The sequence below is a fragment of the Hungatella effluvii genome, assembly GCF_003201875.1.
Lineage (GTDB): Bacteria > Bacillota > Clostridia > Lachnospirales > Lachnospiraceae > Hungatella > Hungatella effluvii.
The window spans coordinates 331,863-355,324 of the sequence record NZ_QJKD01000005.1 but is presented as its reverse complement, the minus strand read 5'-3'; the positions used below and the strand labels follow the sequence as shown (position 1 = coordinate 355,324).

20 protein-coding genes are annotated in these 23,462 nt (G+C 50.0%); 17 read left to right on the top strand and 3 right to left on the bottom strand.

From position 1 onward, the window contains the following. Window positions 1-77 precede the first annotated feature (77 nt). The 12 genes from DFR60_RS12045 (at window position 78) to DFR60_RS11990 (ending at window position 12,881) form a co-directional block, all read left to right on the top strand. Window positions 78-575 carry an NADH-quinone oxidoreductase subunit NuoE family protein gene (locus tag DFR60_RS12045; protein ID WP_110323116.1) on the top strand — a complete coding sequence of 166 codons (498 nt, stop codon included), beginning with the start codon at window positions 78-80 and terminating at the stop codon, window positions 573-575. Window positions 576-838: 263 nt separating this feature from the next. After that, window positions 839-2,899, top strand: coding sequence for a DHH family phosphoesterase (locus tag DFR60_RS12040; protein WP_110323115.1), 2,061 nt, complete (start codon window positions 839-841; stop codon window positions 2,897-2,899). After that, on the top strand, window positions 2,899-3,345 hold the full coding sequence (gene rplI, locus DFR60_RS12035) for a 50S ribosomal protein L9 (protein WP_025531337.1): 447 nt from the start codon (window positions 2,899-2,901) through the stop codon (window positions 3,343-3,345). The genes DFR60_RS12040 and rplI overlap by 1 nt, the downstream gene beginning before the upstream one ends. Window positions 3,346-3,357: 12 nt before the next feature. Then, window positions 3,358-4,695 (top strand): replicative DNA helicase, encoded by a 1,338-nt coding sequence (gene dnaB / locus DFR60_RS12030; protein WP_029467553.1) that lies wholly within the window; start codon window positions 3,358-3,360, stop codon window positions 4,693-4,695. Between the two features lie 525 nt (window positions 4,696-5,220). Beyond that, on the top strand, window positions 5,221-5,889 hold the full coding sequence (locus DFR60_RS12025) for a helix-turn-helix domain-containing protein (protein WP_002602008.1): 669 nt from the start codon (window positions 5,221-5,223) through the stop codon (window positions 5,887-5,889). Window positions 5,890-6,176: 287 nt separating this feature from the next. Beyond that, window positions 6,177-7,268 (top strand): SIS domain-containing protein, encoded by a 1,092-nt coding sequence (locus tag DFR60_RS12020; RefSeq protein ID WP_110323114.1) that lies wholly within the window; start codon window positions 6,177-6,179, stop codon window positions 7,266-7,268. 152 nt (window positions 7,269-7,420) lie between these two features. Beyond that, a complete protein-coding gene (locus DFR60_RS12015) occupies window positions 7,421-7,840 on the top strand; it encodes a PTS sugar transporter subunit IIA (protein WP_110323113.1) in 420 nt (139 codons plus the stop codon). 18 nt (window positions 7,841-7,858) lie between these two features. After that, a complete protein-coding gene (locus DFR60_RS12010; RefSeq protein ID WP_002602005.1) occupies window positions 7,859-8,338 on the top strand; it encodes a PTS sugar transporter subunit IIB in 480 nt (159 codons plus the stop codon). 18 nt (window positions 8,339-8,356) lie between these two features. Continuing rightward, a complete protein-coding gene (locus DFR60_RS12005; RefSeq protein WP_110323112.1) occupies window positions 8,357-9,145 on the top strand; it encodes a PTS mannose/fructose/sorbose/N-acetylgalactosamine transporter subunit IIC in 789 nt (262 codons plus the stop codon). After that, complete coding sequence (locus tag DFR60_RS12000) at window positions 9,138-9,953, top strand: PTS system mannose/fructose/sorbose family transporter subunit IID (protein ID WP_002602003.1); 816 nt, start codon at window positions 9,138-9,140, stop codon at window positions 9,951-9,953. Before DFR60_RS12005 ends, DFR60_RS12000 begins: the two co-directional genes overlap by 8 nt. A gap of 30 nt (window positions 9,954-9,983) precedes the next feature. Continuing rightward, window positions 9,984-11,918: a BglG family transcription antiterminator gene (locus tag DFR60_RS11995; protein ID WP_110323111.1), complete on the top strand. Its 1,935-nt coding sequence runs from the start codon at window positions 9,984-9,986 to the stop codon at window positions 11,916-11,918. 78 nt (window positions 11,919-11,996) lie between these two features. Further along, window positions 11,997-12,881: a DMT family transporter gene (locus tag DFR60_RS11990; RefSeq protein WP_025531855.1), complete on the top strand. Its 885-nt coding sequence runs from the start codon at window positions 11,997-11,999 to the stop codon at window positions 12,879-12,881. A gap of 20 nt (window positions 12,882-12,901) precedes the next feature. On the opposite strand, the gene DFR60_RS11985 is transcribed toward DFR60_RS11990, so the two are convergent. The 3 genes from DFR60_RS11985 to DFR60_RS11975 form a co-directional block, all read right to left on the bottom strand. Next, the gene (locus DFR60_RS11985) at window positions 12,902-13,630 is read right to left on the bottom strand and encodes a gamma-glutamyl-gamma-aminobutyrate hydrolase family protein (RefSeq protein ID WP_110323110.1); all 729 of its coding nucleotides are present in this window, start codon (window positions 13,628-13,630) and stop codon (window positions 12,902-12,904) included. Window positions 13,631-13,649: 19 nt separating this feature from the next. Continuing rightward, window positions 13,650-15,344, bottom strand: a complete 1,695-nt coding sequence (locus DFR60_RS11980; RefSeq protein ID WP_243005052.1) for an AAA family ATPase — start codon at window positions 15,342-15,344, stop codon at window positions 13,650-13,652. An 87-nt stretch (window positions 15,345-15,431) separates the two neighbouring features. Further along, window positions 15,432-16,925, bottom strand: a complete 1,494-nt coding sequence (locus tag DFR60_RS11975; protein ID WP_110323108.1) for a sulfatase-like hydrolase/transferase — start codon at window positions 16,923-16,925, stop codon at window positions 15,432-15,434. 317 nt (window positions 16,926-17,242) lie between these two features. On the opposite strand from DFR60_RS11975, the gene DFR60_RS11970 reads away from it, so the two are divergent. The 5 genes from DFR60_RS11970 to DFR60_RS11950 all read left to right on the top strand — a co-directional run bounded on the left by DFR60_RS11970 (window position 17,243) and on the right by DFR60_RS11950 (window position 23,461). Next, window positions 17,243-18,187 carry an ABC transporter permease gene (locus DFR60_RS11970; protein ID WP_110323174.1) on the top strand — a complete coding sequence of 315 codons (945 nt, stop codon included), beginning with the start codon at window positions 17,243-17,245 and terminating at the stop codon, window positions 18,185-18,187. A 50-nt stretch (window positions 18,188-18,237) separates the two neighbouring features. Beyond that, complete coding sequence (locus DFR60_RS11965) at window positions 18,238-19,167, top strand: carbohydrate ABC transporter permease (protein ID WP_002601997.1); 930 nt, start codon at window positions 18,238-18,240, stop codon at window positions 19,165-19,167. A gap of 80 nt (window positions 19,168-19,247) precedes the next feature. Next, window positions 19,248-20,774, top strand: a complete 1,527-nt coding sequence (locus DFR60_RS11960; protein WP_110323107.1) for an ABC transporter substrate-binding protein — start codon at window positions 19,248-19,250, stop codon at window positions 20,772-20,774. 321 nt (window positions 20,775-21,095) lie between these two features. Next, window positions 21,096-22,688, top strand: coding sequence for a sensor histidine kinase (locus DFR60_RS11955; protein ID WP_243005051.1), 1,593 nt, complete (start codon window positions 21,096-21,098; stop codon window positions 22,686-22,688). A 5-nt stretch (window positions 22,689-22,693) separates the two neighbouring features. After that, a complete protein-coding gene (locus DFR60_RS11950) occupies window positions 22,694-23,461 on the top strand; it encodes a response regulator transcription factor (protein WP_110323105.1) in 768 nt (255 codons plus the stop codon). Window position 23,462 lies beyond the last annotated feature (1 nt).

Sequence of the window (23,462 nt, the reverse complement as noted above, 5' to 3'; positions counted from 1 at the left end):
GAAATAGGAAAGGATAGAAATATAGAACGAAATCTGGTATGATGGGAGCGTAATGCCGGACAGGCGGGAAAGGGCTGATGAATGACATGGACAGAAACAAATTCAGAATTCAGATGGAGGAAGAAGAGCAGAAGGAACGCCAGTGGCAGGAAATCGTGGACTATTATGGCGGCCAGAAGGATGCGAAGAGCCAGGATAATATCGTGGAGATGCTTCGGGAGGTGCAGGAACTGTACGGATACATTCCATCGGAGAAGACCGGCGCGATGGCAGATGCACTGGGCGTGAAGCAAACGCTTCTCTTACAGCTGATCAAACTGTATCCCAGCTTTAAGAAGGCGCCTTACGGACACTGCATCACTGTCTGCACGGGAGCGCGCTGCGGCGGCAAGGGTTCCGCTGAAGTGTTTGAAGCGGTGCTGAAGGCGGTGGAGACGAGAGAGTCCGGTGCGTTTAAGATCATGATGAAGGAATGCCTAAAGCAGTGCAAAACCGCACCGAATCTGATGGTGGACAGCGATTCCTACGGTCACGTAAAGCCGGATGAGGTCGCCTCAATTCTGAGTAAATACTGACGGCTGTAACAGGAAAAAGCAGGCAGAATGGGACTGGCACACCGGGTTCTTACTTATTCATAAGTGGGAACTCCGGCGGGGCAGTCCCTGATTTTTTGCCCCATTATCATAGACGAACCAGAGAGGCTATGCTATAATATTAAAATAGCGAAAAAAGAACCCTTTTTTCATATTGCGGGACAACACGCCCCATAATATGAAAATGTTCCGTATGGAGGCGCGCCCCGCTCTGCCTGCGGAACCTATATTCTAAGGAGACAGATATGAAAGAAAAAATAAAAGTAAAGGGGCAGCTGAGGGCTTATATGCAGTGGCCGTTATATTTATCGGCGATGCTGATTATCATGAATGCGATAATCGGAGCGGTCAGCGTGACGGCCGGGATTATTATGGCTGTGTTTACGCTGCTATATATCGGAATCGCTCTGTGGATCTACACCTACAGAAAGAAACGACTGCTAAACGGCCTGGTGGAATTTTCTGCGGAATATTCCTGGATGCAGAAACAGCTGCTTACCGACCTGGAGCTTCCGTACGGAATTGCGGATGAGAGCGGCCGGTTGCTCTGGGGGAATACTGCTTTGGCAGAAGTGTTGGGCGAGGAAAAGCCATTTAAAAATACGAGGAAATACTTATCATCGATTTTTCCGGAGATCACAAAGGAGGTCCTGGATTTAGAGGAGGGCTCCGTGGTGCTCCACTGCACGTGCAGTGACCGTAAGTATCAGGTTCAGCTGAAGGCCGTTTACATGAAGGATTCCATCGAGGACATAGCGGATGCCATCGGTACCGAGGATGCGGGTCAGATGCTGATCGCGGTCTATTTATTCGATGAGACGGAGATTCTTACTTATAAGCAGATGGTCAACGACCAGAAGATGGTGGCCGGCCTCATCTATCTCGACAACTACGAGGAGGCGCTGGAGAGTGTGGAAGAGGTGCGCCGTTCTCTTTTAACCGCACTGATCGACCGGAAGATCACCAAGTACATCACCGCTATGAACGGCATCGTGAAGAAGCTGGAAAAGGATAAGTATTTCATTGCGATCAAACAGTGCTATATTCAGGAACTGAAGGATAACCGTTTTTCTATCCTGGAAGATGTGAAGACGGTCAACATCGGCAATGAGATGGCGGTAACCTTAAGCATCGGCCTCGGCATGAATGGGGAAAGTTACAGCCAGAGCTACGACTACGCCCGTATCGCCATCGATATGGCTCTGGGACGCGGAGGCGACCAGGCTGTGGTAAAGGATGGGGAGCGGATTCAGTACTTCGGCGGCAAGGCGCAGCAGGTGGAGAAGACCACCCGTGTGAAAGCCCGTGTGAAGGCCCATGCCCTCCGCGAGCTGATGGAGACGAAGGACCGACTTCTGATTATGGGGCACCGCCTGACGGACGTGGATTCCTTCGGCGCGGCAGTCGGCATCTACCGGATTGCCACGGCCATGAACAAGAAGGCCAACATTATTATCAACGAAGTGACTTCCTCGGTGAAGCCGATGATGGACCGTTTTACCGGCAACAGCGAATACCCGGACGATATTTTCATGACCGGCGCCAGGGCTGCCGATTTAGTGGACAATAACACCATCCTCGTGGTGGTGGATGTAAACCGCCCCAGCATCACCGATGCACCGGAGCTTCTTAAGCTGGTCAAGACCATTGTGGTTTTGGATCATCACCGTCAGAGCAGTGAGATCATCGACAACGCGGTGCTTTCTTATGTAGAGCCGTATGCGTCTTCTGCGTGTGAGATGGTTGCGGAAGTTCTGCAGTACATCGCCGACGGAATCCGCATCAAATCGGCCGAAGCCGACGCGATGTATGCCGGTATCGTGATCGATACCAACAATTTTACGAACCAGACAGGTGTCCGCACCTTCGAGGCCGCCGCGTTCCTGCGGAGAAACGGCGCCGATGTTGTGCGTGTCCGCAAACTGTTCCGCGACGATCTTGACGATTATAAGGCCAAGGCGGAGGCGGTCAGGGAGGCGGAGATATTTGAGGGCTGTTTTGCGATCAGCACATGCCCGTCCGAGGGCATTGAAAGCCCGACGGTTGTGGGCGCCCAGGCGGCGAACGAGCTGCTTGACATAGCCGGAATGAAGGCGTCTATCGTTATGACGTTCTACAACAACACGATTTACTTAAGCGCCCGTTCCATCGACGAGGTGAATGTCCAGGTCATGATGGAGAAGCTGGGCGGCGGAGGCCACCGGACCATCGCGGGAGCGCAGCTGAAGGACATGAGTCTTGAGGAAGCGAGAAACCGTGTCAAGGAAGTCATCAGAGACATGTTAGAGAAGGGAGATATATCATAATGGAAGTAGTATTATTAGAGGATGTAAAAACACTTGGAAAAAAGGGACAGATTGTCAAGGTCAATGACGGATACGCGAGAAACTTTATTCTCCCGAAAAAGCTGGGAATTGAAGCAACTCCGAAGAACTTAAATGATTTAAAGCTTCAGAAGGCCAATGAGGCCAGACTGGCAGCAGAGCAGCTGGCAGCGGCAAGGGAGCTTGCAGAAAAGCTTGGGAAGTCTTCCATCACCGTTTCCATCAAGGCGGGAGAAGGCGGAAAGGCGTTTGGTTCCGTATCTTCAAAGGAGATCGCATCAGCCATCGCGAGTCAGCTGTCCCTGGATATCGACAAGAAGAAACTGGTTCTTCCAGAGCCGCTTAAGACATTTGGAGTGCATGAGGTCCCGATCAAGCTGCACAAAGAAGTGACCGGGAAGCTTGCTGTTAAAGTAGTAGAGAGCTAGGAGGCTTAAGACATGGATGACGCCCTGATCAAGCGGGTACTTCCTCACAGTGTGGAGGCGGAGCAGTCGGTAATCGGCTCCATGCTGATGGACAGGGAAGCGATTATAGCGGCTTCCGAGATCATAACGGCCGATGATTTCTACCAGCACCAGTATGGAGTCATGTTTGAGGCCATGGTAGAGCTTTTCAATGAAAACAGGCCGGTAGACTTAATCACACTTCAGAACCGGTTAAAGGAAAAGGATGTCCCGCCCGAGGTAAGCAGTCTCGACTTCGTGCGGGACATCATCACGACGGTGCCAACATCGGCCAACGTCAAATCGTACGCGAACATTGTGCGTGAGAAAGCGGTCCTGCGGAGACTGATCAAGGTCAACGAAGACATTGCCAACACGTGTTACGCAGGAAAAGAGCCGCTGGAGACAATCCTGGCGACGACGGAGAAAACGGTATTCGACTTATTACAGAGCCGTAATTCCGGTGATTTCGTCCCCATCCGTCAGGTTGCGATGAACGTTCTCGAAAAAATCGAGGAAGCCTCCAAAAACCAGGGAACCGTAACGGGAATCCCGACAGGCTTCATCGATCTGGATTACAAGACATCGGGCCTGCAGCCCTCCGACTTCATCCTGATTGCGGCCCGTCCTTCCATGGGAAAAACGGCGTTCGTACTGAACCTGGTTGATCATATTGCTGTAAAAAAAGGTCTGCCGTGTATGGTATTCAGTCTGGAGATGTCAAAGGAGCAGCTGGTAAACCGTATGTTAGCGATGGAATCCAACGTAGATTCCCAGAAGCTTCGAACCGGAACGCTGTCGGACTCGGACTGGGATGCGGTAGTAGAAGGAATCGGTGTCATCGGCAATTCCAAACTGATCATAGATGATACGCCGGGTATTTCGATCATGGAACTGCGTTCCAGATGCCGAAAGATGAAGCTGGAATATGGATTAAACGTTGTAATCATCGACTACTTACAGTTGATGAGCGGAAGTGGAAAAGGCGGCGGAGACAACCGTCAGCAGGAGATCTCAGAGATTTCAAGATCCTTAAAAGCTCTGGCCCGAGAATTAAGCGCGCCAGTAATCGCATTGTCGCAGTTAAGCCGAGCGTGTGAGACGAGGCAGGATCACCGTCCGATGCTGTCCGACTTACGAGAGTCAGGAGCAATCGAGCAGGATGCGGACGTTGTTATGTTTCTTTATCGAGATGATTATTATAATAAAGATACGGATATGCCGAATATTGCGGAAGTTATCATTGCGAAGCAGAGAAATGGTCCAATTGGAACGGTTAATTTAGTATGGAGACCGGAGTTTACGAAATTCGCAAACATGGCCAAGCAATGAGCAGGATAGAAAATGAGGGATGGGCCGCGCGGAAAACAAGCTCGCAATTTGAGTTTGTTTTCCGCGCGGCCCATCCCTCATTTTCTATGGGGCGAACGCCCCCCAGGAATCCGAATCAGGAAGGTTCTTCTGCGGTATTGGATCAGGTACAGTCTGAGCAGAACCTTCCTGATTCGGATTCCTGGCTCCTGCGGGTTTCCCACCTCCAAAACCATCATCCACGCGCCGACGGGCGTTCCGCCCCGTCCAGCTCGTCATATCATAAAATCAACCTGCCCTCAAAAAAAATCTAAAGCAAAGCACTCCCCTGCATTGTTCCACTCCATTTGCTTAGCGTCGTTTTCTGCTGTTTGCCATGCGCTGCTTTCGACTATCGGATGATGTCTGAAGTGGTCGAAGCCGCGAAGAAAGATTATGAAGATCTTAAAAAATATTTTTCAGAATGAATCATAATCCCTCTCACCGCCGCATAAGATATAAATAGTAAGTTATGAAACTATACGAACCAAAGGAGAGGATATAGCTATGGCTGAGATACATTACTTAATATCGGACGCATCTAAAAAGGTGGATGTAGAGTCCCACGTACTTCGCTACTGGGAGGACGAGCTTGAGCTTGCGATTCCAAGAAATGAGATGGGACACCGGTATTACACCGAAGCACACATCCGTTTATTCCAGCAGATCAAGGAACTGAAGGAAAAAGGATACCAGTTAAAAGCCATCAAGACAGCGCTTGATAAAATCATGGAAGACGGAAAAGATCCGGTGATACCGGACGAGCTTCTGGAGGAATCGGTGACGCGGGCGTTAAAAGAGAGCGCGGTAGTCACAGACAGCGGAGACGGAGAGACGGGACTTGCTGAAGTACATAGCACAGCGCAGGTAATCATTGCTCAGGAGAAGATGGAGCAGTTCCAGGAAATCATGAATCACATCATTGGACGGGCCCTGGAGGTCAACAATGAACAGCTGAGCCAGGATGTCAGCAGTATCGTGAATGACAAGGTGGTAAAAGAGCTGGAATATTTGATGAGAGTGAAGGATGAGAAGGAAGAAGAGCGTTTCAAACAGCTGGACGAGCTTCTCCGTTCGTATCAGAAAGATAACAAAGGGCGTGCCGAGGCCGCGGCTTCAAAGATTCCGTTTTTCAACCGGAAAAAGAAGTTTGGGAGAAATGGAAAGAAGCTTTAACGCGGCAGTGTAGGATCCACAGATAAAACAAGTAAACAACAAGATGATAAAGCTTACGATAAGGAAGATACAGAGATGAAAAACAGAATAATGGTAATACATGTATGAAAGCGGCGTGACTCGAATGGTCAGGCCGCTTTTGCGCACACTATGCAAAGGGAGTTTGGCTGAAAAAAGAACAGTACTTCGGAAGTATGCCTGTTTTTGCACTTTATATAGTGCAAAAATACAATTTGAATACTTTTTTGTAAAGGACTATACTGTGACTTGTCAGGGAGGTGCAGGATATGACAACTGTATTAGATTGTATTGAAAGGATTCCAAAATGTCTGAAGGGAATCAGGGACAGTTATCCGGAACGCGCGAAAAATATTGCGGATTATCTGTCTGAGAGCGGGATCAAAAAGGTTCGCCGCCTCGTGTTTATCGCCAGCGGGTCCTCTTACAACAGTGCCCACACAGCGAAGCTGTTTATTAAAAATCAGTGCGGAATAGAGACGGATTTCAAGTATCCGAATTTATTTGTAAATTATGAAGCCGATACGGAACTGAGCCGGGAGGCAGGTGATACGGATTCGACGGTATATGTGGTAATTTCCCAGGGAGGAGAGACAAAGCTTGTTTACCAGGCCCTGGAGAAGATTAAAAATGCGGACAGGCCGTGTATGGCGATCACCGCGGATGCGGAAGCGTCCATCGCAAAGATGGCCGGTTTCCACCTGGATATGGGATGCGGACAGGAGGAATTTATGTACCGCACCATCGGATTTTCCACCTCAGCCGCTGTCTGCTGGTTGCTGGGACTTGCGGCAGGCGTCTATAATGGAGAGGTGACGGCGGAAGCAGAAGCAGGATATTTAAAGGACTTCGATGCGATGATCCAGAATCTGCCGGCTGTGGAAGCAGCGACGGAAACGTGGTATCAGGCCAATAAATTCTCACTGTTAAGAAGAAACAAAATGATGATGGCCGGAACCGGAGACCTGTATCCAATCGTCAATGAAGGGGATATTAAGGTTATGGAGATGGTTCCCATGATGACCAGAAGCTTCGAGCTGGAAGAGTTTATCCATGGCCCTCAGAACTCTTTTGATGACGCGACTCTCTTCCTTATCTTACATCACCGGGGAGAGGACGACGAGAAGGCGAAGGCAATCGCCCGCTTCATTAAGGAGCAGATCGGTTTCTGCGCCCTGGTAGGAGAGGAACCGCTGGAAGAACGGGACTTATCCATCAGCCCGGCCAGCCGCTGGTTCTTCGGTCTGGAGTACGTGACCGTGTTCCAGGTGCTTGCTTACCGGATGGCGGATGACCGCGGAAGAGACTTACACAGAGGCGTCAACGCGGTAGTCAGCCAGTATATCACAAAAACTTTATAAGTCACTGCACTAAGCGGGGAAGACCTCACTAAGTGCTCATAACGCGCCACTGCACTAAGCTCGTGAAAGACCTCGCTAAGTGCCAGTGACATGTATCGCACGTAAGCGCCTAAAATACAGGCGCTAAGCGCTCATAACGAGGAGGAAAAGAAATGAAACGAATGCTCATCGCGGCTCACGCAAGATTTGCGGATGGCCTGGAAAGCGCGCTGTCCCTGATTATGGGGAAGCGGGAAGACATCACCTGTATTAACGCATTTGTCACGGAAACACCTCTGGAAAAACAGATAGACGACTATGCGGAATCTCTCGGAGAGGGAGATCAGGTTCTGGTAATCACAGATGCATTTTTTGGAAGCGTGAACCAGAAAATCATGGGAAAACGGCTGAAGAACAGCCTGATTGTCACTGGGGCGAATCTGCCGCTGGTGCTGGAACTTGTCACTATGCTGGATGGGGATGCTCCTATTACGGCGGATCAGCTGAAGAACACGGTGGCTCAGGCCAGAGAACAGCTCATGGTTGTGGAAATGGAAGACGCCGTCGATTCATCAGATGACTTTGATTTCTAATAGAAGGGGGATATCGATATGATAGTAAAATTAAGAATTGATGACAGACTTCTGCACGGCCAGGTAGCCTACAGCTGGAAATCGGCGCTCAGCTATAACGCCATCGTAATCGCCAGCGATGCGGCCGCGGCAGACGAGTTTCGGAAGGGCGTTATCAAGATGTGCTGCCCGGAAGGCGTGAAGCTGGCCACCAGAAGCGTGGAGGAAGCGGCGAAGCTGATCAATAACCCGAAACTGAAGGACATGAAAGTATTTGCAATCTGCGGTAGTCCGGCCGATGCCAACGGCCTTTTAAAGAAGCTGGAGGAGAAGCCAGTCGTCAACTTAGGCGGAATTCAGATGGCGGACGGTAAGAAACTGTTTTCCAAGGCCGTTTATGTGGATGAGGAGGACTTAAGGAACCTGGATGAGATAGCTTCTGCGGGATATACCATCGAGGTTCAGGAAGTACCGTCCACGGCAATGGCAAAGTATGCGGACTTACGTAAGAAATTTTAAAAAGGGGGAAATGAAATTATGCAGGCAGCAATTTTAGTTGGACTCGCAATGGCAGTATTGTGGTTCCTGGAAAAATTAGGCGGTACACCTATGGTGATCCGGCCGATCGTGGTATCACCGGTGATCGGTGCACTGCTGGGAGACTTACAGACCGGTGTCATGGTGGGAGCCACTCTGGAACTGGTATTTATGGGCGCTATTCAGATCGGAGCTGCGGTTCCGCCGGATGTATTAGTCGGCGCGGGACTTGGAACGGCGTTTGCGATCCAGTCCGGACAGGGAGCTGATATCGCTCTGGCTCTGGCACTTCCTATCGCGATTCTGGCCCAGTCATTAAAGGTTATCGTGTTCATTATCCGAAGCTGGTTCATGGATCTTGCCATGAAGTTAGCGGAGGCGGGAGACATCAAAAAGTTGCACGCATTAAACATTGGCGGTCTTCTGCTTCAGTGTTTCATGTATTTCGTAGTAGGTTTTGTGGCTCTGCTCTTCGGTTCACCGGCGGTTGAGGCGTTTGTAAACAATATTCCGCAGGTAATCTTAAATGGTCTCTCCGTAGCGGGCGGACTCCTTCCGGCAGTCGGTTTCGCACTTCTCCTTCTTCCGATGATGGAGAAACGCAATGCTATTTACTTCGTATTTGGTTTCATTCTGATATCCTATTTGAATCTGCCGATTATGGCGGTGACCATCATGGGAGTCGTGCTGGCCTTTGTGATCTGCTATGAAAAGGGCGCGTCAGGAAATGGGACAGCAGCGGCTGCAGCCGTAAGTTCAGAGGAAGAGGAGGATTTGTTCGATGAGTAAGCAAAAAATGTCTGCCGAAGACAAAAAAATGGTAAATGGCCTGTTCTGGAATTCATTCCTGCTGGAGGCCTCCTATAACTACGAAAGGCAGCAGGCCCTGGGCTTTTCTGTGGGTATGTGGCCGGCGATTAAACGTTTCTATAAGACAAAAGAGGGACAGGCGGAAGCCTTAAAGCGCCACATGGCGATCTTTAATACCACACCTCATATGGTATCCGTAATCAGCGGCGTTACAGCAGCCATGGAGAAGGAAGCCAGTGAGAACAAGGACTTTGACAAGGATATCATCAATAACGTGAAGGTAGGACTCATGGGCCCGTTAGCCGGAATCGGCGATTCCTTCTTCTGGGGTACACTGAGAATCATCGCCGCAGGTATCGGTTTATCTCTGGCACAGCAGGGAAGCGTTCTGGGCGCGATTCTGTTCTTAATCATTTTCAACGTTCCGCATCTCCTGATCCGCTACTACGGCACAGTGCTGGGCTATCAGTTTGGCGCAGGCCTAATGAGCAACTCGAAGAGCGCAGGCATCTTAAAAATGATTTCCAAGGGCGCGTCAATCGTCGGCCTTATGGTAATCGGCGCCATGAGTGCCTCCATGGTTGCGATGAAAACCCCGCTCACCTTTACCATTGGGGAGACGGCGTTTGAGCTTCAGGGATACTTAGATCAGATTTTCCCATTGCTGCTTCCGTTACTTTACACCCTGGCGATGTTTGGCCTCTTGAAAAAAGGCTGCAAATCAACTACAATCTTATTGATTACAATCGCAGTAGGTGTGATAGGTTCTCTTCTTCACATCCTTTAATCCTGGCGAACCCGGAAAGGTCAGAAGCTCATGGTTGAGGCAAGAACCAGATATGTCATCATGATAAAAACGATGCTAGGCAGGAAAACGTACGTAACCTCGGCTGCTCTCGCAGAAGCAGCCGGGGTTTCTGTGCGCACGGTAAAGTACGACTTAAAGGAGCTTCAGAGCTTCTTAAAGGAGTACGGCGTGGAGATCGAATCGAAACGGTCCTACGGCTACCGCCTGCTGGTGGGAGACGGCTCCGACATGGATGGGCTGTCGAAGGCGCTCCGGGCCAATCTGCGGAAAAATAAGGGCGAAGTGTTCCGGTATAATTTTCAGAGAGTCATCTATATCATCAACAAGCTGCTGATCGGAAAGCCGTATTATAAGGCGGAGGAGCTGATGGACACGTTTTACATCAGCCGTTCAACCCTTACCCAGGACTTGAACCGCGCCCGCACCCTTCTTGCCAAGTTCCGTCTGGAGATCGACGTGAATCTGCGCAGGGGAATCGGTGTCGCCGGTGATGAGCTGGACAAGCGCCTCTGTATTGCGGAATATTTCTTCCGGTACGATGACAAGCTTCAGGTTATGGTTCAGCGGAGGGCAGATGGCGGAAAGTATGACTGGGATGCTCAGAGAGAGACACTGGTCCGGATCGTCTGGGAGGCGTGCCGGGCCAATAAGATCAGGCTGTCACCGTTTCTGGCCGTGGATCTGGCCAGTCATATGTATGTCAGTGTGCTGCGCATGAGGGCCGGATGCGGCATCGGGGAGCTGCCGGGCGGTACCATGACGGTGAATTATGTGAGGGAGCGGTACGCGGCAGGGGAGGTCGCGGATCAACTGGAAGAACTCTATTCCATATCGATTTCTGAGAAAGAGCGGGAGTATTTTGCCCTCCATATCCTGAGTAAGAAAATGCCGGACAGCGGGCCTGTCGGCTCCGAGGAACACGCCACATTAAAGCAGTGCGTGGCGGAGATCCTGCGGGAGGTGAAGGACAATTTTGAACTGGATTTTACCGATGATCCTGTGTTTCTGGACTTTTTATATACCAGCATTGAGCCCATGGTCTTAAGGCTCAGAACGCATCTGATCGTTAGAAATCCGCTTCTGTTTGAGAATCTGCGCCGCTATCTGTTTGCCACCAAGGTGGCTCACTCCGCCAGCGGAATCATAGAAAAGCTGTTTGGAGTGCAGATGGACAATAATGAGTTCGCGTATCTGGTGCCGGCGTTTAACATGATTATCAGCACCCATGAGAAGCGAAAAAAGTTTAAGATCGGTTTCTGCGGGGACTTAGGGCTCTCGGAGGCGCTGATCTATTATAACGAGCTTTCGGAAAGCCTTCCGAAGGACGGCTATGAGCTGGTATGGATGGATAAATACCACAATAACGGCTATTTGAACCAGCTTCAGTATCTGATCTATGTGAGCGACTACCGGCTGCCGGGGAATCTGCCGTATTATGAGATACAGGACGGCGATTCCACCAGCGAGGTCTGCAGTGCGATCGCGGAATATAAGCTGGAGCAGGTACAGATCGAGCAGTATTTAAAGCCGGAATTCGGCATGTTCGGACTGGAGGGGCGGAATCGGGATGAGGTCATGGAGAACCTGTACCGATGTCTGGCCGGGCGCGGCCTGATCGCCACGGAGCTGGACTGGAAGAATGCTTTCCGGGCCAACGAGGTGGGAAACGGGATCGCCCATATCCAGGACCTGGGAAGAATTTTAAAGAACGCGGGCTGTTACGTCTGCATCTTAAAAACGCCTATTCTGTGGGAACAGGATATTATCAAAGTTCTGGTGATGATCAAAACGAAGCGGGACGGAGACAAGAATTTGTCGCTGCTCTGCCGTATTGTCTCCAACTGGGCCTCATCGCCGGAAAAAGTGGAACATTTTTTAAAGACACAGAGCTATGACGTGTTCTGCGGCGACATTACGGAAGAATGTCTGAAGCTCTGCTTCTAGACCGTTTTTTTGGTCGAGTAGATGAGCCGTCTGAACAGCTGCGATCAGACAGCTCTGCACCGGAAAGGAAGAATTGCCATGCTGAAAAACCAGGTATATAAAGGAATTATATTTACGGCAGCCTCTGCCGTCATATTCGGATTTACGCCCATCCTGGCCAGGATCTCTTATGACGGCGGGGCCAACGGGATCACGATGACGTTCCTGCGCTGTCTGCTGTCCCTGCCGATCCTGTTCCTGATCTTAAAAATAAAGGGAATCCCGCTTAAAGTGGAACCTGCCTGGAGAATGCCGGTGGCTGTGTGCGGCGTCTTCGGGGCGTTCGCAACGACGGTGACGCTCTATATGTCATACTCATACATACCGGTGGGAATGGCCACCACGCTTCATTTTATCTATCCCGTGCTGGTTACCGCGGGCTGTGTCCTCATCTTCCGGGAGGGGATCACGATAAAAAAGGTGCTGGCTCTGCTCTGCGGAGCGGCCGGCACCGTGTTGTTCCTGGAACATTTTTCTGCGGCCACGGGAAGCGGCACCGGAATCTTTCTGGCGCTGCTGTCAGGCCTGTTTTACAGCATTCATATGGTAGTTATGGACAAGTCGGGGATCAAGAACATGCACTATTTTAAGCTGTCGTTTTACTTATGCCTGTTCGGCGCCGCCTTATCGGGAATTTACGGAGGCGTGACCGGCCAGCTGGCGCTTCACTTAACCGGCCAGGCGTGGCTGTTTGCATTCCTGGTCTCCATCTGTGCCTCTGTGGGAGCGATCAGCTTATTCCAGCTGGGAATTCGGTATACGGGCGCTTCTACGGCGGCCATACTGTCCACACTGGAGCCGATCACCAGCGTGATCCTGGGAGTGCTGGTCCTCGGCGAACTGTTCACCGCGAGAAAGATCGCGGGCTGTCTGTGCATCCTGCTCAGCGTGGTGCTGATCGCGGCTGCGGGGAAGAAGCGCTAAGTTCCTGTAGTGCATTACGGTTAATTACGCAATGCACTACCAGCCGCCGCCTTGACAAACTCGGAAAAGAGTCTGGCGGCGGCTTCATTTTTCTCCCATAGATACTCCGGATGCCACTGGACGCCGATGAAGAACGGGTAATCCGGCATCTCCACCGCCTCCACCAGCTGGTCGGAGGAACGGGCCGAGGCGACGAGGCTGGGGGCCACATCCCTGACTGCCTGGTGATGCATGCTGTTGACGGACAGTGTCTCCGTTTCCGCGATCCTGGCCAGACGGCTGTCGGGCTGCAAGGTCACGGTGTGGGAGGGGAGCGCGTAGGCGAAGGGCTGGGTGTGGGCCAGCGGGAAATCACTCTTTACCTGGCTGGGAATATCCTGCCAGATGGTGCCGCCCAGGCCGATGTTTAAAAGCTGTATCCCGCGGCAGATGCCGAGAATGGGCTTGCCGGTCTCCATCACCAGGGGGAGAAGAGCCAGTTCCATCTGATCCCTCTCAGCGGAAACGCTGCCGCAGCGGTCTAAAGTTTCTTCTCCGAACAGGAAGGGATGGACGTCGGGGCCTCCGGTGAAGAGAAAGCCGTCCAGCGTGTCTACAAGCTGCCTTAAGTCGTCCTCAGACGAAGTCAGCGGAAGCACGACAGGAATGGCGCCGGCGGCCGTAAGAGCCTTTATGTAGGTGGGGCGCATCTGTATGTCGTTGTTGTCCGTGTTGTGGGAGGGCGTAAGACCGATTAGTGGTTTTTTCATTGTAATACCTCAATTCTGCTTAAAATCTATGGCGTTTCAATTTTACCTTACAGCGTTTCCGGAAGAATGCAATTCCATAATCCAGTGCTTCTGTATATCCTTCTTCCAGCGCCCAGGAATCGTATTCCTTTTCCTCAATCTGCATCACGGCCCTGTCACATGCCGCCTCCATTTCCTGAAAGGTCTCGGCGGCCTTAAGTTCTATGATAATCGGAGACTTGCTGTCATCAAGGCTCTTTGCTGTAATGTCAAGACGGCCATTTCCACTCTCGCGGTTCGATTTTACGATGTAGTCACTCATATTGCTCAGAACTCCAAGCAAAAAGCCGTGATAGAAGGCTTCCTTCGCATCCATATAACTGATACTTTCCTTTAGCAGCCTTGACAGCTCCCTCTCAAAGACTTCCACATTCCCATCCTGCATGGCCTGATACAGGACGGATAAGTCTCTTGATTTGATTTTAACGCGGAACCAGTTTTCTATTGTATTACTGTAAATATATTTGACTTCAAGATTTGGTATGCCCATGGTTATATACTGTTTTTCCTGTTCCAGCCTGCGGGATACTAATTTTAAATAGCCTGTAAAGAAAAGGAAATTCCATAAGTTATCCTCTGAGTCGTACACACTGTCATACGTTATATCCTCATGAACCTGTTTTTCAATCGTGCCTCCCGCTAAAAGGTCTTCTAATTCACTCTTTACAGAGGTATCCGCATTCTCGACCAGGTTGTGTACAATGCTGTTAGAACTTGTATTTGCCCAATAGGGCGATGGCAGGGCATTGACATCCGTTGTCATCATTTTTACATCATTCATGACACTCCATGGATTGTATACTTCTGTATTGCCAAACAGATAGCCGTCATACCACTCTCTGATCCGGTCCCGCTTTTCAGATAAGCCATAGAATTGCAGCATTTCGTTGACTTCCTCCTGTGTAAACCCAAAGTATTCATCATAAGCAGGATTTAGTATAGAAATCATTTCAAGATTATTCAGCCCGGTAAAAATGGATTCTTTCGTGATTCTTAAGCAGCCGGTAACCACTGCAAACTCCAGGTACGGATTTGTTTTTAAAGCGGATTCAAAGATCGAGCGGATAAAACCGGCCATCTCATTGTAGAAACCGGAAAAATAAGAATTCTCCAGAGGTACATCGTATTCGTCAATCAAAATAATCACTTTCTTTTTCCAATGGAGATACAGACAGTCTGAGAGAAAGCGAATCGAAGTAATAAAGTCCTGCCGGCTTCCCCGCAGGTTCATAATATCCTCAAACCGTCTCTGTTGTTCAGCCGTGTCCAGAGAGTCCGTTACATCACGGTGCCTTAGATATTCCCGGCCGATCTCTTCTTTCAGACAGCCGTATGCCAGCTCCCAGTCAGGCTGTTTCGAAGACTTCAGTGATAAGCTTATGACCGGATAGCCACACATTTCCTGCGTATACAGTTCTCCCTGCTTCCTGATCTTCAGCCCGTTAAAAAGGGTCCGGTTTCCTTTGTTTGCCGCCTCAGTCCCGGTATCTTCAAAGAAATATCGAATCATACTGAGCGTCAGTGTCTTCCCGAAACGGCGCGGACGCGTAAAAAGATTCACTTTTCCTTTTTTATCAAGCAGATCCCTGATGAATAGGGTCTTATCCACGTAATAGTATCCTTTTGTTATGATTTCTTCAAAATCATCAATTCCTACGGGTAATGGTCTTATCATAATTGAAAGCCTCCTTCCGAAATCATATAAAAATTATATACTTTTCCGGATAGAAACACAAGATAAGAATTTTGGTTTCCCTCCTGCTCAATGAAACGTATCTACCGTATAATCATGGTAATGGAATCCCAGCCACCGTCCGGGCATGTCTCCGGGAAAACGGGGGGCGGGAATGGAAATAAAAGTATCGGAATTGTCTATGCCGCTTCCCGGTTTTAATACCTGGGGAGCGGTTTTCTTTACGTGGCTGATTAATAAGTTCCACAACCGCTCTCTGATTTCCCTGTATTTTGGATCGTCCGCCAGATTATGGCGTTCCATGGGATCCTTTTCTAAATCAAACAGCAGCATACTGCTGCCAATTCTCGTATAGATCAGCTTTTTCCGGTCTTCCATCACACAGAAATTCGTATGAAGGCTGTCTCCGTAGAATCTCTTTTCTTTCTGTCCCTTTTCACTGAGAAATGGCAGCAGGTTTTTTCCGCTTCCATCCTCTGGAGGTATGAGTCCGGCCATAGCCAGTATGGTGGGAAATACATCGGCCAGCGTGATGACGCCATCCACCTGGTTGTTGTGGGGGATGCTGCGCCCGGCTGGAGGAACAAGGATGAACGGCACATGGGCGGAGCCCTCAAAAAAGAGGTTCTTCTGGGACATGTAATGGTCGCCCAGCATCTCTCCGTGGTCGGAGGTAAAGAGAATCCAGGTGTTTTCAAAGAGACCGTGTTCTCTCAGCGCGCCGAACAGCCGGCCAAGCTGGTAATCCACCTGGGTGATGCAGGCATAGTATGCCCTGCGGCTGGCCGCAATCTGTTGGGGACCGAAGAGATGCATATCCGTATTTTCGTAGGAACCGGCCAGAAAGCCCTGGGGGGTGTCTTCGAGGGAGTGGGACCAGTCCCCGTATACCGGTTCCGGCATGGAAATCTGCTGGTACAGTTCCCAGAAATCGCGGCAGGGATCGAACGGTGGATGCGGCTTTGTGAAGCTGGTCCAGAGAAAGAACGGGCGCAGGGGATCTCTGGTCTCGATAAAATCAATGGCTTCATCCCCGATCCAGGAGGTCATGCTGTCCCTGACCTCCACCGTGGAAATCACAGGCTCCATGAGGCATTCACCGATGCCGTGGACCTTGGGCCTTACCCGGTCGCCCCTTTTGTCGCAGGCGCGCATGTAGTCCAACGGCAGGGTCATATGCTCGAAGCCGTAGCAGGCCCTGGCCGGCTCAAAATGCATCTTTCCTTTTGCGCATGTCTGATAACCGGCGTCCGTAAGCATGGCGGGAAGCGTCAGCCGCCTTGCTGTCCGCGCTTCCATAAATGCCCTGTGGTCCGCGTTGGATACGACGCCGCTTTCGTAACCCTCGATACCAGTCATGATAGTGGTCCTGGAGGGGACACAGATCGGGCATGAGGCGTAACAGCTGGTAAAGCTGGTCCCCATGGCTGCCATATAATTTATGTGCGGTGTGAAGATACTCTGGTTTCCCCAGGCGTTGATGGTATCGAAACGCTGCTGGTCCGTGGTGATCAGCAGAATATTGTCTTTCGTTTTTTGCTGCATTTCTTGCTGTGCATTCATAATGGGTTCTTCCTCTCTCTTTGAGTACCGCGTCGGTTTCATTTCTGAGTTCAGTATAAAAAATACGGAGAAGGTTGTCTATCTCATAAACGTTAGATATACCTGCAAAAATGTGAGATAAAAAACTGTGACAGAGAGGAAATAGAAAGAAAATAATTGTGCATAATGCACAAAAATAAAACAATAAAATTTCAGATATACCTAACATTTACAGGATACTATATAAGAAATCATAGATAGAAAAGTAAAAATGCATAGATTATAATATTTTTTAGATATGAAAAAGAACAATGAAAAAGAAAAAGGAGGCATATTTTATGGCAGATTTGAAAAAGAAGCCGGGGAAAAAGCGGAAGTGGAACAGGGATGACACGGAATTGACCATACTGGCATTTCCAACCGCGGTCTGGTACCTGCTCTTCTCGTTTTTGCCCATGTTTGGTATTATTATTGCGTTTAAAAAGTATACCATCAACGGGGGATTTCTACACAGCATTCTTACCAGCGCGTGGTGCGGACTGGACAACTTCAAGTTCCTGTTTTCGTCCGGCGATATCTGGATGATACTCAGAAACACCATTCTCTATAATATCACCTTCATTATCTTAAACATTGTGGTTCCTGTAACCATGGCGCTCTTAATCGGGCAGATTCACAACCAGCGCATGGCGAAGGTATTTCAGACGGCCATGTTTCTGCCGTATTTCTTGTCATGGGTGGTGGTAACCGCTCTGGTGTGGGCCTTCTTAAGCTTTGACAAAGGGATGTTAAACAATCTAATGGAAGGCCTGGGCCAGGATCCCAAACAATGGTACATGGTTCCCAAGCTGTGGCCGGGCTTTTTAATCTTTATGTATCTCTGGAAAAATCTGGGCTACAGCATGGTCGTGTATCTGGCTACCATTACCGGAATCGACAAGACGTATTACGAGGCCGCCTGTATTGACGGGGCCAGCGTATGGCAGCAGATGAAGTGGGTGACGCTTCCGCTCATGCGGACTGTCATTATCATGATGTTCATCATGGCGGTGGGCCGTATCTTTTATTCGGATTTCGGCCTGTTCTATCAGGTACCCAGAGACTCTAATTCCCTGTACAATGTAACGTATACACTGGACGTCTTTGTATACAAACAGCTCATGTCATCGACCACGGGAATGGCCTCGGCGGCCGCATTCGTCCAGTCCGTTGCCGGATGCATCACCATTCTTCTGGCCAATGCCGTAGTGCGCAAGGTTGACCGGGAGAGTGCGATGATCTAAAACGTGTCTGAAAAGCTACTATCACTCATTCATTAGACAGGAGGAAGAATATGTCCAAAAAAAATAAGGAAGCGGCAGACGTGCAGAGCTTCAACAGGATATCCGCGAGGGCTAATATTCTGTTAAATATCATGTTTCTGATTCTGGCCCTGATTTGTGTAATACCGGCGGTGCTGGTGGTCTCGATCTCCTTCTCCGCGGAGCAGTCCATCACCGATTACGGCTACCGGCTGATTCCCAAGATTATTTCTCTGGATGGCTATGGCTATCTGCTGAAGCAGGGGGCCCTGATCATCAGGGCGTTGGGAGTATCCCTGTTTGTTACGATCGTGGGAACCGCCCTGGGAACGCTTCTCACCACCTTGATGGGATACGTGTTATCCAGGCCGGACTACAAGCTGAACGGATTTCTCACCATGCTGGTCTTCATCCCCATGGTATTTAACGGAGGTCTGGTCTCTACATATTTTATCGTTTCCCAGTTTCTGCATTTAAAGAATACTCTGTGGGCGCTGATTCTGCCTCTGTCGGTATCTTCCTTTAACGTCGTCATATGCCGGACGTTCTTTAAGACAACCATACCGGAGGAACTGATCGAATCGGCCAAGATGGATGGGGCCACCCAATTTAAGATTTTCTTTCAGATCGTGCTTCCCATCTCCCTGCCGGTTATCGCAACCATTGGGCTGTTCCTGTGCTTTGCCTACTGGAATGACTGGTATCAGTCCATGCTGTACATCGACAACCAGCGTCTCTACTCCCTGCAGGCACTTTTAAATGCCATCATGACCAATATCAACATGCTGGCGCAGAACGCCGCCACCATGGGTGCGAGTATGGCGGATATGGTTGCAAATATGCCAAAGGAAGCGGCCCGTATGGCGATTGTGGTCATTATTGTACTGCCAATCGCATGTGCATACCCGTTTTTCCAGAAATACTTTATCTCCGGACTGACGGTCGGAGCCGTCAAAGGGTGAGTGCGCCCGTATTTTAATAACTGCTTATCAGGCGGGTTTCCCGTTGATAATAGAATAATCAGGAAAGAAGAGGATTGTTTATGAAGAAAACAGATGTATGGAAAAAAGCGGCTGCGGCCGGTTTGGCCACTCTGCTGGCCGTCGGCACCATAACCGGATGCGCGGCTAAGACAGATACGAAAGAGACGGGGACTCCCGCGGGAGACACGGCGGAAAAAGATGGCGCGTCTGCGAAGGATACGGCTGCGGCCGATCCAGCCGGGGGAGACATTCCGACTCTGGTATACTGGACCGTGGGGGGAACCACGCCCAGTGATTTTGATCAGGATATTGCAGCGATTAACGAGTATCTGGAGGAGAAGATCCATGTAAAGCTGGATTTGAAGGTGGCCGGATGGGGCGATTACGAGAAGAAGATGAACACCATCATCAACTCAGGCGAGTATTTTGACATGATGTTCGTAAACAATACGAATTACAGCCGTTTTGTGAAAATGGGCGCGTTCGAAGATATATCCGACAAGCTCCAGTCGGTGGCGCCGGAGCTTTATGAAATGATTCCGGAGCAGCTCTGGAAGGGCGTGACCATTGGAGGAAAGGTTTATTCCGTTCCCACCTATAAGGATTCGTCCATGGCACAGTTCTGGTATTTTGACGATCAGTACGTGCAGAAGTACAACATTGATCTGGATCAGATCAAGACGATGCAGGACTTAGATAAACCGTTCCGCGATATGAAGGAGGGAGAGGGCAAGGGCTTCTATCCGCTTCAGATGTCCCAGGGAAGCCCCTTTAATGGATTCTTTAACGAATATGACGGCCTGACCTCCGGTCTGCAGCCCCTTGGCGTGAAGGTAGATGACCAGACAAGAACGGTGATCTGTACTCTGGAGCAGCCGGATATCATGGAGAATTTAAAGCTGCTTCATCAATGGTATATGGATGGCATCATCAATCCGGATGCGAATGTTCTGACCGAGCCGCAGAAGAAGCTTCCGTTTTCTTCTGCACAGGGATGGCCCAGCGCGGTTGCCACATGGCAGGTATTAAACGGTGTGGAAAAGTACGATGCGTTTAAGGTATTCGGCCCGCTCTATTCTACCGATACCATCCAGGGCTCCATGAACGCCGTTTCCATTAACTCCAAATATAAGGATGAGTGCCTGAAATTCCTGCAGCTCGTGAATACCGACTCCAAATTACGCGATATGCTGGCATACGGTGTGCCGGATAAGACGTTCAAATATGTGGGGGACGGCGTGATTGAGAAGCAGACGGATACCTGGCCGCTGGCCGCCTATACGCAGGGAACCTTCTTCAACATGTCCATTACGGAGGATGCGGACCCGGATCAGTGGGATCAGGTAAAGAAACAGAACGAGGAAGCGTTTTCCTCTTCCTGCTTAGGTTTCTCCCTCGATCTGACCAATATTCAGAATGAGATGTCCAACTGCCTGACCGTATGGCAGAAGTACAAATACGACTTATTAACCGGCGCTTCGGACCCGGAGACAGCGGTTCCGGCCGTGATCCAGGAATTAAAGGCCGCAGGGTTTGATACAGTCATCCAGGAGGCGCAGAAGCAGATCAATGAGTTTTATAACTGATAAGTAAATGCAGAACAAAATATAGAACAGAATATAGAATAAGATATCGAACAGACCGGATGCGGCTAATGGCATCTGCTTGTGAATCGAAGAAAACGACTGTATAATTAATAATCGGCAGAAAAGACAACGAACGGACAGAAGGAAAAGCTTATGAAAAAGACATCAGGTTCATTCTTGAAAATCAGTGTATACAGAAGGCGTTTTACAGGCACGGTCTGTTCTATTATTTTTATATCCCTGTTTTGCCTGATTTTCGCACTCTGCTTTTTTACAAACATATGGGCGGATAACCGGTGGCAGGAGGTACAAGCCAGTTTTATGACCTTGGAGCAGCAGAAAAGAGACAGGTCGGAACAGTTAGAAAATTATGTGAACGGCATTTATGCAAAGCCGAGTCTGATGGAGGATACGAAGACTCTGTTTGAAAGCACCAGCGAGCAGGATTATACGAGACTCAGGGAGGAGAACAGCGCGCGTTCCAACACGCAGATCGCCTGGCTGCCCGGTGACATGCGGAAGCTGTTTGTCAACAGCCAGCTGAAAGTAAACGCGGTTACGGTCCGGTCGCCGGAGGGATTAAAAATCATATGGCTGGATAATCTCTCCGGGAATATGAGGGTAACGTATGGATTGAGAGGGGAATGGCAGCTGATCGACAGGACGGACAGGGATACGGTGCTGGAATCCTTTGAAGTGAGGAGTCCGGATTCTGTCATGAAGAGTCTCGGAACACTGACATTTTACGGCTCATCGAAGGATATTTACAAGGGAAGCAGCCAGGCGTATGACTGGGCCCTGATCAAGGGGAAAATGATATCCTATGAAAATGTAAAGGGAGAACGGGAGCGGGAGTGGATTCTGACGGCTTCCGAAAAGGATGCGTTTCAAGGCTGGTTTCTATGGAAAGGAAGGCTTCCGGTTTTCTATTTTGAATTCGTCAACTCATCCGGGGACAGTGAGTACATATCGGCAGTGGACATCGTCTCTCTCTGGCGGGCGAACGGGGCGGGAGCCGCGACGCTGGCCGTGACCGTCCTTGTGCTGGCCGCCGGGGCTGTCATGGTTGCCTTTTTCAATCTGCAGGGCGAGGCCCGGTTTCTCTCCCATATCATGGATATGCTCAAAACCATGGAACACGGTTCTTTTGTAGAGGTGGGAACCATGGTCATGAAGCGGGGCGGCCACTACAATGAATACACGCTGATTGCCGACGCATTGTCGGAGGTGAGCGTCAAACTGGACGGATATATCCGCAAGGAGTATTTGCTGAAGCTGAAGCAGCAGGAGACGGCGATGAGGGCGCTGCGCCATCAGATTAATCCGCATTTCCTTTATAATACACTGGAAAGCATAAGGGCCAGAGCGCTGGTACTAAAGGACAGGGAGACGGCGGAGGCCATTGAGGGGCTGGGAAGGCTCTACCGGACTCTGATCCGCTGTCCGGAGGTGATTCCTCTGCAAAAGGAAGTGGAGGTTCTGGAGATGTATTTAAAACTCATGTCCCTCCGTTTCTCGGATACCTTTGTGTACCGGGTGGATATTGAGGAGGAGGCAAAGGATGCAGATACCATCGCCTTCTGGCTTCAGCCTCTGGCGGAAAATTTCTTCAATCACGGTATGGACCAGGAGAGTGAATTTAATCTGTTGATGCTGGAAGCGGTTAAGAAAGCGGATGGAATCCTGGTTACCATGTCGGATAACGGCCGGGGGATTTCGGAGAACCGCCTTTTGGAGATCAGGAAGAATATGGTGGAAGGCGGGGATGACCCCGGGGCCGATATCGGACTGCGCAATGTCTATATGAGGCTCAGCTATTTTTATGGGGAAGCGTTCTCGATGAATATTGAAAATCAGGCGGCAGGCGGATTGAAAATCGATATTTTCCTTCCGGCGCTGCCGGGAAAGGAGTAGGCCGCATGGTTACGGTTCTGATTGTAGATGATGAGCCCAATGTCCTGGAGGGCGTAAAGCGCCTTCTGGACTGGGAGAAATTAGGCGTGGGGCGGATCTGGACTGCAAAAACATCTCTGGAGGTCATGTCACACATCATAGACTGGAATCCGGATATTTGTCTGGTAGATGTCAGAATCGGCAATGACATGGGATATGAGCTGATCGAGTGCTTAAGCGGCCTTGGCATTCATTCCAATTACATCATGATGAGCGGATACGATGACTTTCACTATGTGAGGGAGGCCCTCCGCTGCGGAGCGCTGGACTACTTGCTGAAGCCGGTGGGAGCGGAGGAGCTGGAAGCGTGTATCCGCAAGGTCATCATGGAACAACTTCACGGCACGCTGCCGGAGGCGGAGCAGAAGAACGGTGATCCCATCCTGAAGATAGAATATGAGGCCATGTCGCCTCTGATCCATAAGATTGTTCTGATGGTGGCGGCCGAGTACGGCGGCCATATCTCGCTGAAGATCATAGCCGATAAGTTTCGCATGAATTCCACGTATCTGGGACAGATATTCATCAAGGAAACGGGAATGAAGTTTTCGGAATACCTGATGTGCTACCGGCTCTGTATGGCCAGGGAGCAGATCGTGAACAGTGATGAGAAGATCGCGGTGATCGCGGCCTCTGTGGGCTACACGAATATGAATTATTTTTACCAGCAATTCAACCAATATTACCATACCACCCCGTCCGAGATGAGAATACGGGGCTCAGAAAGGAATTGAC